This is a genomic window from Cellvibrionales bacterium (assembly GCA_016713115.1).
Classification (GTDB): Bacteria; Pseudomonadota; Gammaproteobacteria; order Pseudomonadales; family UBA7239; genus UBA7239.
In genome coordinates this window covers 1,130,914-1,146,130 of record JADJPU010000001.1, presented here as the reverse complement: position 1 = coordinate 1,146,130, position 15,217 = coordinate 1,130,914, and the positions used below count along the sequence as shown (strand labels likewise).

Genomic DNA, 15,217 nt, shown 5'->3' with positions numbered 1-15,217 from the left:
ATCGTTTTATGGCAACTAAGCAATTTCAAATAACATGACGAGTGAAGCTGGCGAAATCTTGCAGCTTTTCCCAAGCGATGCCGGTACCCAATACATCGCGTGCCATGTCCACACCCTGTTTGAGCGAGCCGCACAAATTGGCGGCATAAATCGCTGCGCCCGCATTCAGCGCCACCATGTCAGCGGCAGCGGAATGGTTGTTGGTCAGCGCCGTTTCTACGCACTGCAGGCTTTGTTGCGCGTTATCGACATACAGTTCGTCAATCGGTCGCGCGGCCAAGCCCACATCTTCCGGTGTGATGGTGTATTCGCGTATTTCGCCATCTTTTAATTCAGCGATATTAGTCGGCGCGCACAAGCTGATTTCATCCAAGCCGTCCAGTGAATGCACCACCAGCACATGCTGGCTGCCAAGATTTTTCAACACTTCCGCCATCGGCCGCACGAGATTTTTATCAAACACACCCAGCACTTGATTGGGCGCATCAGCCGGATTCGTCAATGGCCCCAACGCATTAAAAATCGTGCGCACACCCACTTCGCGGCGCGGGCCTATCGCGTGTTTCATCGCGCTGTGGTGTTTTACCGCAAACATAAAACCCACGCCGATTTCGTTCACACATTTCGCCACTTGCTCAGGCGTGAGTTCTAAATTTACACCGGCGGCTTCCAACAAATCGGCGCTGCCGGATGTCGAAGTGACCGAGCGATTGCCGTGCTTGGCAACAAAACCACCAGCGCAAGCCACCACAAATGCACTCGCCGTCGAAACATTAAACAGTGGAATGCCGGTGCCGCCGGTACCACAGGTATCGACTAAATGACGACGGTTTACATTGACCGTCACTTTGCTCGACAACTCGCGCATGACTTGCGCCGCCGCTGTCATTTCTTCAACGGTTTCACCTTTCATGCGCAGCGCAATTAAAAACGCACCCACTTGCGCGGGTGTCGCTTCACCGCGCATTACAGACATCATCGCGGCGTGCATCGCATCACGCGATAAATTTTTCTGCACGACCAGTTGCGCAATGGCTTGCTGCACGATTGAAAGTGGTGAGCTCACGCCGGCATATCCAAAAAGTTTTTTAATAATTGGTGGCCGTGTTCGCTCAAAATAGATTCCGGATGGAATTGCACGCCCTCCAACACAAAGTGTTTGTGGCGCACACCCATGATCTCATCCATGCTGCCATCTTCGTGTTGCGTCCACGCCGTGATTTCCAAAGAATCCGGCAAGCTGTCTTTTTCTATCACCAGCGAGTGATAGCGCGTGGCGTTGAACGGTGAGGGCAGGCCGGTAAAGACGCCCTTACCGCCGTGAAAAACCGGCGACACTTTGCCGTGCATCACTTGCCGCGCGCGTACCACTTTGCCGCCCAGCGCCTGCCCGATACTCTGATGACCAAGGCACACACCGAGAATAGGCAACTTGCCGGCCAAGCGCGCAATCACCTCTAACGACACGCCAGCTTCAGTCGGCGTGCAGGGGCCAGGGGAAATCACAATGCGCTCTGGCTGCAGGGCGATGATGTCATCCACCGACAACTCGTCATTGCGAATTACCTTCACCTCAGCCTTCAACTCACCGAGGTATTGCACGACATTCCAAGTGAAGGAGTCGTAGTTGTCGATCATCAGTAGCATAGTGGCAATAACCTCTTGATTTTATTGCATTTTTCATCGCTATACTTGAATTGGTACCCCCAATAGTACCCCCAATTTCATTTGCTGTAAGCGGCGTGAGAGGTCACTTCAAAGGAGAGCTTTATTTTCGCTGGAATCTGGCAGCAAAGGAACCTATTTCGCGTTTCGACATGTGACGCGGCCAGCCGCATAAATGAATTGCCGAATCGCTGTATTTTGTTCGCGCAATGGCGTAAGGCCCATACCGGCTACTTATAATCTCAATTAGTTTTACAGAGCCGCCTCTAGTAGTGCCTGCTCCTTCCCGGCAATCGCTAGTTATGGGTTTTGTAAGGTATTGTCCTTATTCATCAAACCGTGCGAAGTTGGCCCAAACTGAATTGATACGGGCTCGTGCGTCATCACCCCAATGTCATTGAGTTTTTCATAAATCATCTGCTCGACGATTGTGGATATCGGGAGCTGGCGCTCGGCAGACAAGCGATTCAACTCCTCAGCTGCCTCGTGTTTTACTGAGAAAGAAATGGAGGCTTTTTCGAATCTTCGCCTGTATTGAGTGTAGGCGCGCTTCATCCGCTCGATGAATAGATAGAGCTTAGGGCTTGCCTTTACAGGCACCTCGCCGCTTAGGTAACGCCTTAGCTTTGATTTGTCCAAACCTATTGCCAAGTGGTTTTTACCCAAATAGTTCGTCGCCCAGCTCATCTTGTCGTTGTCGGAAACGCCATCATCCTTCCAAAGCCAGAGAAACTCATTATTGCTCAAGTTTGTTCTTATGCTGCTCATTTTTTAACCATTCGTAGTGCATCATTAATTATACATAATTGCATGGGTAGTAATAGAATTGCAATATTATCATGTAGTTATTTAACTACAATAGTCATATATAAAAGTATCAGTAGCAATAAAATTGCGATAGTGTTTAGTATTTCTATAGCAACAAATATAGCCTAATGGTGGAAGAGCTGAGATGTCGCCAAGAATCCGACGGATTGTGTGAGCATGCCTTTTCTATAGATGCCATCAAAGAGGCCTTGCTGTGTAACAACAATGAAGCGGTCAAGGTTCGGTGCACGCTGAAGTCGCTGGGATGGGTCAGTGAGTTACCCGCCCAGACGCCCCAACTGACAGAAACTAACGGAAGGAAAAAAGCGCTGGTAAGGTTGACCCATGAAGAGCATCTGAATGGGATGGATGGCCAAAGCCAGACGTGGCAGTACAAGGTTGTAGCGGGCCTGCTGTGCTGCCCGCCTAGTGAGGGATGGAAGCTACCGCCGGATGAGCTGAGACGCGATGTGAAGCGGGTTGAACGGCAAGATAATGTGGACGGAACTAAAACAGACAAGATCCGCTGGAGACTAGCTCATGTAGCAAAGTTGCCGATTATTGAGCGCCTCGCACTAGCGGCCTTATGGGCTCAGGCATCACCGGTAGGGAAGGTCGAAGGCATTAGTCTGAATGAATTGGCTCGACAGTGTTCGTTAAAACCGAGCAAGCGCTTTCAGCTGGCCATAAGCCATTTGATTGTCGACGGGGCTATTACATATGTTCAGGAAAAAGTAACGAGTGGAGACATATTCAGAGAGAAACTGAAGGTCGGGGCTGAAATCCAACTGAACCCTTTTCATCCCTGGGTAGCCGAACATACGCCGCCGGTAACCTTGCTTGCAATAGAAACGGACGTATCGGGAGTTGTGGAGCGGATGGAATACCCCGAGACCCTGTCGACCCTGACAGGTATTGAGGGGATTTGGGGGCCAGAGTATTCGTTTTTGGCGGCGGGTGTAGCAGGTGGCAAGACAGGATGTCTGATGGCAGTGGCTTATGCAGCGAATCCGTATAACCCCAATGGCATGAATAAGCGATGGTCGAACCAGGAGCGCGCCATCAGGCATCTTTCAATTGAACATGCAACAGAACAGTACGCTCCCTTTACCGTATCAGCAAACATTAAGGCCCTGCATGACAACTTCATCATCGTACAAAAACTGATTAGGAATCACTTGATAAAAAAACTTAGCCGTTCCATTACGCATGGGGAGTTGGCTTCCGGCACTCTCATGCTGGATGTCCAGGCTGGTGCAAAGAACTACTATTCGCCGACGGTGTCAGATCGTTACAGGGCAAAATTGGAGAAACTACCTCCTGGCCTGCTGAAAATCATCAGTAACGCTGAAATGAAGTTTCAGGAAAAACTGCTGCAATCTTTACTTGGGAAGTTGGAGAAAGGATTGTCGCGAGCCGACATAGCAAAACTGCACTCGCCTCATATGGTAATCCTTCCCTTTGATCCTCCTGAAGTTCAGACAGAGGCGATTCACAATCCCCATTTTTCTATGGAAACAATTCGTTGGCTGGTTCTGACAGATTGCGAAGGGAAAGTGCCGCAAAAGCGAATGATTGAACTGGGTGTGAATGATTTTGTACCGAATATAGGATCAATCGATGAAATTAGAAACTTGAAAAAATTCTAAATTATTACACCAATTCCCTATGTGATGATCCAATACAGGAGAGTCACAATGTTAATTAGATTAAATAAAGTCATTGCAGCCACTTCACTATCTAGGCCAACGATATATCGACTTATAAAGGATGGGGATTTTCCAAAGCAGGTTCCATTGGGAGGCAGATCAGTGGGATGGGTTGAAGAAGAGGTTATTGCTTGGATTAGGCAAAAAATTGAAATGAGAGATACTTCGTAAGGCAAGGATTGTGGCAGCAAAATTTGTAACCAATAAATCCTCCATTTCCCCACGCATACATAGACTGAATACCTTGCAGGATAAAGACTTCCAGTAGAAAACATGGCGGGTAAATAAATTTTTAGCAGTATTCATTAATTAACTAATTACAGATTAATAAATACACACATTAGATAGATAATAACAATTTAAACATATCAATTCAGCATGATTACATGCTGAATAAAAATATACATAAAAGACATCTCCTATGAACTAATCACAGGAGATGTAAAATGAAAACAATTAACAAAAATCTAACACTATTCATGGGAACTCATTACAGAGGTTTTCCAGTATACCAATCACCTGGTGGCCTAATACTTGAGTATATGGATATTTGTCATGAGCAGTCATTGGTTATGGGCTGTGACTGCAAGAAGGCACTGCTGATCAGGTTTGATGCAAAGTTTCCCAAGTACTTTGATGCAGAGCATATGGATACATCCAACGAAGTGGTGAGTAAATTCATAAAGAAACTGGGAAGGTTGCTAGATCAGAGAGAGCGACGTAAGACGTTAGAAGGAAAAAGAGTATCTCCGCACTACATGCGATATGTGTGGGTGCGAGAACAGTCATATGATAATGATCACTGGCACTACCATTTTTTATTGCTGGTAAACAAACATACATTCCGGTCTGTAGGTGTTACAGAAAACGTTGAGTCGCTCGGTGGAATAGTGAAAACTGCATGGTCCCATGCTCTTAAAGTGCATGAGTGCGATGCAAGGGGGCTGATATACATTCCTTCAAATGCGGGTTACATCATTGACTATGCAGTAGGAATGTCAGCTGAGGCGTTCTACAGAATTAGCTACATGTGCAAAGCAAAAACCAAGGCCTATGGACTTGGAAGTCATGTCATTGGATACAGCCGGATTACAAAGTAATGTAAAAATTGAAAAATATATTCAATGAATAGTCTATGAGTAAAACTAATCAGACTTGACCATGTCCACACACATCATTGTTGAGTTTGAATATCAGGGGAGACTGCGTAGAAAAAATAGCGGTGCTTAATTGCACCGCATGAAAGTTAGATCGATTCAAAGCAGTCCTTTTTCAGCAAAAGATAAGTTGTCACGTCCCACAATGATGTGGTCGATTACCCTGACATCAATCAGAGCCAAAGCATCAACCAGTAGCTTGGTGATCCGCTTATCGGCAGATGATGGCTCGGTATTTCCTGAAGGATGGTTGTGAGCCAGAATGACTGCTGCCGCATTGGCATTCAGTACCGCCTTGACGACTTCGCGGGGAAATACGCCGGCAGCATCAATGGTGCCGTAGAACAATTCGCGATATTCGATCAGGTGATGACCGGCATCGAGTAACAAGACGGCAAACACTTCTCGTTCATAGCTACCCAGCTTGCAGGCAAGGTATTCCTTCACGATGGATGGGCTGTTGAGTTCTCCGCCACGCGCATAACGCTCTGCGAGAATCTCGGCAGCTTTTTCCAGTACCTGAATGGCAGTTAATGGCTTATGGGTGACATAAGTCGGATTGTGTGTTTCGTTCATACATAAATCTCCGTGGCTGTTATGCATGGAGATGATGTGTGGCTGATTTTTTTTAGATTTTAGTAATAGGTCATCTGGTGATCCTGGACTCTGCCAAAATGAACGTTATCTGGAATATGCAGGTAAATCCGGCCTAGTAGGCCTAGACCGAAAAACACTGTGGACGTAAATCAAAGCTAGAAATAGATAAATACGCTGCCCGACGCATTGCCGCGTATAGGACTTATCAGTACATTGACTACCCAAAATCCTTGGTTAGATGGATCAAGGCAATACGATATGGAATCCTGTACCAGATGAAGCGCCACGTAATATCAAATGTTTTCTGGTTAGCATCCGCTAACAGGCGTTCGTGGATTACCCCAATGAGTCATTGGGGGTCCAGCCATGCTTGAACAACTCGAACAGCTAGCCAGGAATGTCGCAGCCCTGCATAGCAAGTTGATACTTATAATTGGGCCGCCCCTGGCAGGCAAGACTGCCTTGCTACAGGCATTTGGCGAGCATGTCGGTGCCAAACCCCTAAATGTCGGCTCGGAGCTAGGCCTGCGGTTAACGACGATTCCTGTGAAGCAGCGCCATCTGGAAGCCGGAAACATCCTGCGTGAATTGATTAATACCCATGCGAATGGAGACCTGGTTCTACTCGATAATGTCGAGCTGTTGTTTGACCGAAGCTTGCAGCTGAATCCGCTGGAACTACTTAAAAAACATGCAGCATCACGTCGCATCGTGGCTGTGTGGCCAGGAGAAATACAGAAGACAGGGAATGAGCCTCGTCTAACCTATGCCGATCTAGGGCATCCAGAACATCAGGACTACGCCATCAATGGCTGGGTCCCTCTCGAATTGCAATGAATAAAAGAAGTGAGGAAGTTATGCGTTATGGGGATCTGATCCAATTTGAGCCGATCGAGTCGGTTATCCAACTGCTCGATGCTAATAGGCCGGACGAAGGCAAAAAACTCGTATCGTCTTATGTCATTTCAGATGACATGGCAGACCGCATTGCGAAGTTGATGATTCCCCAGCTCTCATTTGATGAATCTGTCGATCACAAAGGTGTCTTGGTAGTCGGTAACTACGGCACAGGTAAGTCGCACTTGATGTCCGTCTTATCGTTGATTGCTGAAGACGCCAGTTTCGTCCCAATGATCCGCCACCCCAAAGTAGCCGAAGCCGCTGATGCTATTGCAGGCAAGTTCAAGGTTCACCGAATTGAAATCTCTAGCCAAATGTCATTGCGAGATATCATTACGCAACAACTGGAATTGTTTCTCGACAAACATGGCATAAGTTTCAGTTTTCCTCCTGCTGATCAGGTAGTTAATAACAAAGCATCGTTTGAAGAAATGATGACGGCATTCAACGATAAATACCCTGATCACGGTGTATTACTGGTTGTAGACGAATTTCTTGAATACTTACGCTCGCGTAAAGATCACGATCTAGTACTGGATTTGTCATTCCTGCGTGAAATTGGCGAAGTTACTAAACATTTGCGCTTCCGCTTTGTGGCCGGCGTACAGGAAGCTATTTTTGACAGCAGCCGGTTTGAACATGTAGCGGATAGTTTACGGCGCGTGAAAGATCGTTTTACCCAAATACTGCTGGCGCGTCAGGATGTCAGCTTTGTTGTGGCTGAGCGTTTGCTCAAGAAGTCTGCCGATCAACAAGACAAGATTCGCAACTACTTAACACCGTTTGCCAAGTTCTACGGATCGATGAATGAAAGGATGGATGAATATGTCCGCCTTTTCCCTGTGCATCCTGACTACCTAAAAACTTTTGAACGCATTGGCTTTGCTGAAAAACGTAATGCACTGGAAACACTGTCTTTTGCGATGAAGGCTTTGCTGGAAACGGATGTACCAGCAGATCGCCCTGGCTTGGTAGCCTATGACGAATACTGGAAGACAATACAAGGCAATCCGGTTTTCCATAGTGACCCAAGCATCAAAGAAGTTCTGCGTGTTTCTGAAGTGCTAGATTCTCGCGTGCAGCAAGCCTTTACACGGCCAGCCTATAAAGCGATGGCTCTGCGAATCATCAATGGATTGTTTGTGCATCGTCTGACAACCGGTGGCGATATTTACGTGCCGATTGGCCCTACCGCTGAAGAACTGAGGGACACACTCTGCTTATTCCAGCCAGGCATTGCTGATATGGGTGGCGAGCCTGCAGCCGATCTTTTATCGCTGGTACAAACGGTACTGCGTGAAGTGCTGAAGACAGTAAACGGCCAATTCATTTCCAAGGCCCTGATACAGAGCAGTATTTCCTAGATCTGAAGAAAGACATCGACTACGACTCACAAGTTGAAAAACGCGCAGAAACACTCTCGAATGACGTGCTGGACAGGGCCTATTACAGCGCTGTAAAACAGTTAATGGAACGTACTGACGAAAACACTTACGTCACGGGTCACCAGATTTGGCAGTACCCAATTGAATGGCAAGAACGCCGTGTTGAACGTAACGGCTATCTGTTTTTTGGCGCACCTAACGACAGACCCACTGCGCAACCAGAGCGTGATTTCTACATTTACTTTATCCAGCCGTTTGATAAGCCAAAATTCTCTGACAATAACCTGTCCGATGAAGTTTTTCTTCGCCTGAAAAATCCGGATGAAGAATTCAAGCGCCATCTATCTGCCTATGCCGCAGCAACAGAGTTAGCGTCAATTGCCAGTGGTGATGCAAAACGCACTTACACATCCAAGACGCAAGACTATCTGAAAGCCATGAGCAAATGGCTAAATGAAAAGCAGATGACCGCATTTGAAGTCACCTATCAAGGCAAGAGCAAATCCCTGCAAGATTGGACAAAAGGAATATCACTGCGCGACAAGGCACGGCTGGGCGCTGAAGAGAAAATAAATTTCCGTGATATAGTCAATGTCATATCCGGCGTGGTATTGAGTACACATTTTTCAGAAACATCACCCGAATATCCAAGCTTTGCTACCTTGGTGACAGAAACCAATCGCAAGCAACTGATCACCAATGCTCTCAAAACATTGGCTGGCGGCACAAGAACCAAAGATGCCACCACTATTCTAGATGCGCTTGAAATGCTGGATGGCGATCGTATTGAACCCAACCAATCCAAGTATGCGCAGGAAGTTCTCGCGCGCTTAAAGGCAAAAGGTCATGGACAAGTATTGAACCGCAGTGAAGTGATAGCCGGTGCAAACGATGTTGAATACTTTGCGCCTGTTCGCTTTCGCCTGGAGCCAGATCTTCTGGCCGTTGTACTTGGCAGCTTGGTGTATTCCGGCGATATCGTGTTAGCCATCACTGGCGACAAGATCGACTCAGGTAAGCTCAATTTATTAGCAGAACGCTCGCTAGATGAACTGAAACAGTTCAAGCATTTGGAGTCTCCAAAAGAGATCAATGCATCTGTGTTGCGCTCGTTGTTCGAATTACTCAATCTTTCTCCTGGCTTGGCCCAACTGGCCACTCAAGGGTCAGAGGAACCGGTTAAGCAATTGCAGGAATCTGTTAGTGCATTGGTCAAACGGGTGTTAACGGCAGGAACGGACATGCAGAACCGCATGTCATTCTGGGGCCAGTCTCTGTTGCGTGAAGAAGAATCACTTGATTGGCGCGCACGGCTTGAAGCGCTCAAAGCATTCACCGAGTCGCTAGCGCCCTATAACACTGTTGGCAAACTCAAAAATCTGAGGCTCACTACAGAAAACATTGACGCCCAGAAGCAAAATCTAGATGTGCTGGCGTCTGCTGAACGTATGCTGGAAATGGTAAATGAACTCGGTGGTACAGCTGCTTACCTATCCCAGGCAGAAATGGTTTTGTCCGTTGATAATGCCTGGGCTAAACAAGCCCAAGAAGCCAGAACAAAAATTCTTACCAAGCTCAGCACAGACCGTACTGCACAACACATCACTGAGTACCGCCAGACATTGGCGCAGCTGAAAAAGGATTACGCAACTGCCTACATCGCCAGCCACAGTAAAGCGCGCTTAGGTGTGGCAGAAGATAAAACCAAGAATGCACTGCGCAAAGACTCACGCTTGGTGGCAATGCGTGCGTTAGCAGGCATATCGCTGATGCCGACGAGTCAATTAACTGCATTTGAAGATAAGTTGAATAACTTGAAGAGCTGCTATCAACTCTCGGATACCGAGCTGGTGGCGAGCCCATTCTGTCCGCATTGCAGTTATAAGCCAGCCAGTGAGGCGCTTCCGTTTGGTGTGGCAGCCAATGCGCTCACACAGCTTGATGATGAATTAGACAAGCTGTTGTCCGGCTGGCAACAGACATTACTGGATAACCTGGATGACCCTATCATTCAAGCCAATCTGGATTTGCTGAAAGAATCACCACGAACATTGATTCAGTCTTTCGTGAAGTCAAAGGTTCTGCCAGATCCTGTTATGCCAGAATTCGTTAGTGCCGTTCAAGAAGCACTATCCGGGCTGGAAAAAATTATCGTGAGTAGTGACGACATTAAGAAAGCGTTGCTGTTTGGTGGCTCACCGGCTACACCAGAGGATTTGCGCAAGCGATTTGATGCTCTAATTAGCGAACGCAGCAAAGGCAAAGATGCTAGTAAGCTACGATTTGTGGTGGAGTAAATATGAATAAGGAAGAGCTTCTTGTCCGGCTAAACTCTATTGAATGGAGTGACGTAGAGTTCAAGGAAGCTGCTTGGGCTGTTCCCAGAGATGCACTTTCAACTGTCAGTGCGTTTGCCAATACTGATGGCGGACATCTTGTGTTTGGCATTAAGCAGGAAAATGGAACCTTTACCATTTCTGGCGTCATTGATGCCGACAAAGTTCAAAATGACTTTTTGGGGCAAGTACGCGATCTAAATAAAATAAGCGTCTTTCTTCCTATAGATGGAAAATTGCATACTTTTGATGAAGGTACAGTGATTGTTTTTTATGTGCCTGAAGCGCAGAGAAATGAGAAACCTATATTTTTAGATGCAAATCCTAAGAAATCATACATTCGGCGTGGCGGCAGAGATGACACATGCACTGGCGATGAATTGCAACGTTTTATGCGCGATGCTGCGTCAGACCGGTTTGATGCTACTCCGTTAGATCTGGATATTCGCCAATGCTTTGACGAAGCATCGGTAAATTGGTATCGCAATCGCTTTGATGTAAGCAATCCTGGTAAAGGTGGCACTAATGATAACCCTACATTTTTACGTAAGTGGGGTTTCGTTATAGAGCGTGGCGGTGTACTGCTGCCAACGCGTGCCGCCATATTGGTTCTGGGAGCCGATGAATACGTGAGGCAGGTTCTGCCACGAATGGTGGTTGACTTACAGCTCTACCGGTACAAGAAGGAAGAGTACGCCCCAAGTGTGCGCTGGTCTGATCGTGTCACGATAGAAGAAAATCTGATCAAGGCTTGGCAAACAGTTATCGATTTCTATTTCAAGCACAGTGATCGTCCGTTTTCAGTCGACGCTACAACTTTGCGCCGTGACGATGATCCACCAGACTACATATCATTCCGTGAAGCTGCGATTAACCTGTTAATCCATCAAGATTTTGGTGACCATACTCGTGTTCCTGTCATTCGGCTATTTCGAGATTGTGCCGAATTCTTTAACCCCGGTGATGCCTTTGCATCAGCAGAGCAGCTGCTTGATCCCGGTGACAAAGAAGTTCGTAATCCGAGCATCGTGAGTGCATTTCGTCGTGTTGGTTTATCCGATCAGGGCGGCACTGGTGTCGGTGCTATCTTCGATGGGTGGAGGAAATTGGGTTATGTGCCGCCAGAAATTGAAAACGACAAAGCGGAGAAAAGTTTCCGCATCCGCTTGAGCAAGGAAAAACTGTTGAGCGAAGCTCAGCTACTGGCACAAGCCAGTCTGGGAATGAACCTGTCAGAACAGGAAGCTGCCGTGTTTGCCTATCTGATTCGGCAGGGGCATATCGACTTGGCCGATGTCAAAGGCCTAACCGGGCTGCCGGGGCCAGCAGCTATGGCACTTGTTCAGAGATTGACTGTACAAGCTTTGTTAGTGGCACCGGCTGGCGGTGGCCATGTATACACCCTGTCAGAGCACTTAAAGCCTCGGTTTATGCAGGGCGATCATGATGAAATCACTACAAATCAAATAGTTACAGTTGGCCCTGCCGGGGGAATAGCTACTGAACAAGTCACTGTACAAGTTGCCGTTCAGGCTACTGAACAAGTCCCTGCACTTGTACAGTTGAGTGCCATTCAATGGCTGATTATTGAGCATTCTGACAGCCCTAGATCGGTCAGTGAGCTACTGAACATTACCGGATTCAAGCAGCGTCCCCATTTTAAGGCCCGGCATCTTGATCCTTTACTGGCAGGTGGCGTCTTGCGGATGACTGCCCCGGATAAGCCGACCTCACCCAAGCAGCGATATTTGCTTACCGATAATGGTTTGAGACTCAAGACCATGCATTTACAGGCTAGGCCTGATCAACAACAGGGATCTGAATAATGACGCAATCGCTTTTTTCTGAAGAAAATAAGCCATCTGGCCCCGTTGAATGCCTAGGCCAAACCTTCCCTAGCGAAAATGCACGTCGCGAACACTTTTTGAATCTGTTGGCTGAAAAACTCAAAGACCCAGAGTTTCGAAAAATCGAAGGATTTCCCATTGGTACGGACGAAGCCATTTTGGCAATGTCTGATCCACCGTATTACACGGCATGCCCTAACCCCTTCCTTGAAGATTTCGTTCACCACTACGGCAAGCCTTATGACCCCAGTGTGAAGTACAGCCGCGAGCCACAGACTATTGATGTGTCTATCGGCAAAAGCGACCCAATATACAAGGCCCACTCATATCACACCAAGGTACCGCATCTTGCGATTGTCCCGTCCATTTTGCATTACACCGAGCCAGGTGACATTGTGTTAGATGGCTTCTGTGGCTCAGGAATGACCGGCGTTGCAGCTCAATGGTGCGGAGGAGCCCCTGCTGCATACAGGCACGAGCTTGAATCCGAATGGAAGATGCAAGGAAAGACAGCACCCAAGTGGGGCGCGCGCCGAGTGATTCTCAACGACCTATCCCCTGCAGCCACATTCATAGCCGCAAATTATAACTTGCCATTTGAAATTCATAGCTTTCTCGCTGTGGCAGATAAAATCCTTCAAGACCTTAGATCAGAACTCGGCTGGATGTACTCAACAAATATTGACGGCAAGGTAGGCGACATCGACTTTACTGTTTGGTCAGAAATTTTCACATGTCCCGATTGCGCTGGGGAGATTGTTTTTCACGATCACGCACTCGATGACGAATCGAAAAGAGTTAAGGATTCATTCCATTGTCCGCATTGCGGATCAGTTCTTGGCAAGAACAACCTAGAATTAGCCTTTGATACGATTATTGACAGCGCATCCAACAAACCGAAAAGACAACCAAGAAGAAAGCCTGTTCTTATAAAGCTGACTTGCGGGTCAAAGAAATACACAAAGAATGTAGATGCTTCAGATATAGAGAACCTAAGAAAAATCGCCAATATTTCATTTCCAAAAAATGCACCAAATATTGAATTTCCAGATATGCAAATGATGCGCGTTGGCCGCATGAAAACAACAAATGTAATACATGTTCACGATCTGTTTCTTCCAAGAACAATGCAGGTTTTATCTAGATTCTTTGAAAAGGTTAATGAAGTTAAGGATGCGCCTATCAGGAAAGCGCTAAAAATTATTGCTCAACATCAGTTTGTTAATGCCTCTTTGATGAATCGGTATAGGCCTGCATCGTCATTTGGAAATTCGCCACTTACTGGGGTTTTCTACGTGTCTTCTTTAGTTGCAGAAGCAAATGTGTTTGACCTACTTAGAGGAAGCATTAATCGAATCAAGAGGATGGAGAAAAGCGCCTGGGGAAAACTACACGGGAATGGAGACAGCGTAGTAATTACATCCGGAAACGCCGCCTGCCTGAATGGTGTATTAGAAAACAGCATTGACTACATATTCACAGATCCTCCATTTGGTGAGAATATTTACTACTCTGACTTAAATTTTTTGGTCGAGTCATGGTATGGCGTTATTAGTGATTCTGGGCCTGAGGCTATCGTTGATCGCGTTAAGAAAAAAGGAGTTCCTGAATACCAGCAGCTCATGCAGCGCTGCTTCAATGAATACTATCGAGTTCTAAAACCTGGCCGATGGATGACAGTTGTTTTTTCTAATAGTCGTGCCGCTGTTTGGAATGCAATCCAAGTTGCACTCCAGCAGGCCGGTTTCGTTGTCGCCGAAGTATCGACGCTGGACAAAGTTCATTTAAGTTTTCAGCAAGTCATGTCGCCGAATGCGGTAAAGCAGGACTTGGTTATTTCCGTTTACAAACCTAATGGCGGCTTAGAGGATCGTTTTAATCAAAATGGCGCTACGGCTGATTCTGCTTGGGACTTCGTACAAACGCATCTAAAACAGTTACCGATTGTAAAAACTTCTGGCGGAGATTTCCAGGAGTTGATGCATGTAGTCGAACGTGATCCACGTCGTATCTACGACCGTATGGCATCGTGGTTCATTCGTCACGGAGCAATGGTTCCTATCAATACTCCAGAGTTTCTTTCTGAATTACCGCTACGCTATGCAGAGCGTGATGGCATGGTATTTTTATCTGACCAAGTTGTTGAGTACGACAAAAAGCGCCAGCAAATTCCTCAAATTAGAGAGATGGAGCTTTTTGTCTCTGACGAACGAAGCGCCATTGATTGGCTGACTAATTTCTTGAAGAAAAAGCCTTCTACCTATTCAGAAATTCATCCTGAATACATTCCAGTGGTCGGCGCGGCCAAGAAGAAAGGAGAAATTATTCCTGAGCTATCACAACTGCTCGAAGATAACTTTATCCAGTACGACGGCAAGGAAGATGTTCCTAGTCAAATTCACAGCCTGCTATCCACCAACTTCAAAGACCTGCGTGGCTTGGAGAAAAACGATCCTCGGTTAATGAGCAAAGCCAAAGACCGTTGGTATGTGCCAGATCCAAACAAAGCACAAGACTTGGAGAAGAAGCGCGAGAAAGCTTTGCTGAAAGAGTTTGAAGGCTACCGCACCCATACTGGCAAGCGCATGAAAGATTTTCGTCTTGAAGTGCTACGTGCCGGTTTCAAAACTGCATGGGGAAACAAGGATTACAAAACCATCATCGACATTGCAGCTAAGATTCCAGAAGAAGCTTTGCAAGAAGATGAAAAATTGTTGCTTTGGTATGACCAAGCGTTGACGCGCTCGGAGACAGGAATCTAAATGCAGGTAGTCAGTCAATTAGCACCCAGCTTTAGCGTTGGTGACTGGTGCT

10 protein-coding genes and 1 pseudogene are annotated in these 15,217 nt (G+C 46.8%); 7 read left to right on the top strand and 4 right to left on the bottom strand.

Annotated elements, in window-relative coordinates:
* Positions 1-25: 25 nt before the first annotated feature.
* The 3 genes from trpD to IPK30_05510 form a co-directional block, all read right to left on the bottom strand.
* On the bottom strand, positions 26-1,048 hold the full coding sequence (trpD, locus tag IPK30_05520; GenBank protein ID MBK8102740.1) for an anthranilate phosphoribosyltransferase: 1,023 nt from the start codon (positions 1,046-1,048) through the stop codon (positions 26-28).
* 14 nt (positions 1,049-1,062) lie between these two features.
* Positions 1,063-1,647 (bottom strand): aminodeoxychorismate/anthranilate synthase component II, encoded by a 585-nt coding sequence (locus tag IPK30_05515; GenBank protein ID MBK8102739.1) that lies wholly within the window; start codon positions 1,645-1,647, stop codon positions 1,063-1,065.
* 318 nt (positions 1,648-1,965) lie between these two features.
* Positions 1,966-2,412, bottom strand: coding sequence for a hypothetical protein (locus IPK30_05510; protein ID MBK8102738.1), 447 nt, complete (start codon positions 2,410-2,412; stop codon positions 1,966-1,968).
* Between the two features lie 188 nt (positions 2,413-2,600).
* Between IPK30_05510 and IPK30_05505 the strand changes: the two genes are divergently transcribed.
* From IPK30_05505 to IPK30_05495, 3 genes are all read left to right on the top strand, one after another.
* Positions 2,601-4,121 (top strand): hypothetical protein, encoded by a 1,521-nt coding sequence (locus IPK30_05505; protein MBK8102737.1) that lies wholly within the window; start codon positions 2,601-2,603, stop codon positions 4,119-4,121.
* A gap of 48 nt (positions 4,122-4,169) precedes the next feature.
* A complete protein-coding gene (locus IPK30_05500) occupies positions 4,170-4,352 on the top strand; it encodes an AlpA family transcriptional regulator (GenBank protein MBK8102736.1) in 183 nt (60 codons plus the stop codon).
* Positions 4,353-4,627: 275 nt separating this feature from the next.
* Positions 4,628-5,281, top strand: a complete 654-nt coding sequence (locus IPK30_05495; GenBank protein ID MBK8102735.1) for an inovirus Gp2 family protein — start codon at positions 4,628-4,630, stop codon at positions 5,279-5,281.
* 156 nt (positions 5,282-5,437) lie between these two features.
* On the opposite strand, the gene IPK30_05490 is transcribed toward IPK30_05495, so the two are convergent.
* Positions 5,438-5,914 carry a hypothetical protein gene (locus IPK30_05490; protein MBK8102734.1) on the bottom strand — a complete coding sequence of 159 codons (477 nt, stop codon included), beginning with the start codon at positions 5,912-5,914 and terminating at the stop codon, positions 5,438-5,440.
* A gap of 387 nt (positions 5,915-6,301) precedes the next feature.
* Here IPK30_05490 and brxF point away from each other — a divergent pair, with 387 nt between their 5' ends.
* The 4 genes and pseudogenes from brxF (at position 6,302) to IPK30_05470 (ending at position 15,165) form a co-directional block, all read left to right on the top strand.
* The gene (gene brxF / locus IPK30_05485; protein MBK8102733.1) at positions 6,302-6,772 is read left to right on the top strand and encodes a BREX-3 system P-loop-containing protein BrxF; all 471 of its coding nucleotides are present in this window, start codon (positions 6,302-6,304) and stop codon (positions 6,770-6,772) included.
* A 20-nt stretch (positions 6,773-6,792) separates the two neighbouring features.
* Positions 6,793-10,517, top strand: a pseudogene (locus IPK30_05480) (ATP-binding protein).
* A 2-nt stretch (positions 10,518-10,519) separates the two neighbouring features.
* Positions 10,520-12,382, top strand: coding sequence for a putative DNA binding domain-containing protein (locus IPK30_05475; GenBank protein MBK8102732.1), 1,863 nt, complete (start codon positions 10,520-10,522; stop codon positions 12,380-12,382).
* The gene (locus IPK30_05470) at positions 12,382-15,165 is read left to right on the top strand and encodes a DNA methylase (protein ID MBK8102731.1); all 2,784 of its coding nucleotides are present in this window, start codon (positions 12,382-12,384) and stop codon (positions 15,163-15,165) included. Before IPK30_05475 ends, IPK30_05470 begins: the two co-directional genes overlap by 1 nt.
* Positions 15,166-15,217: the final 52 nt, after the last annotated feature.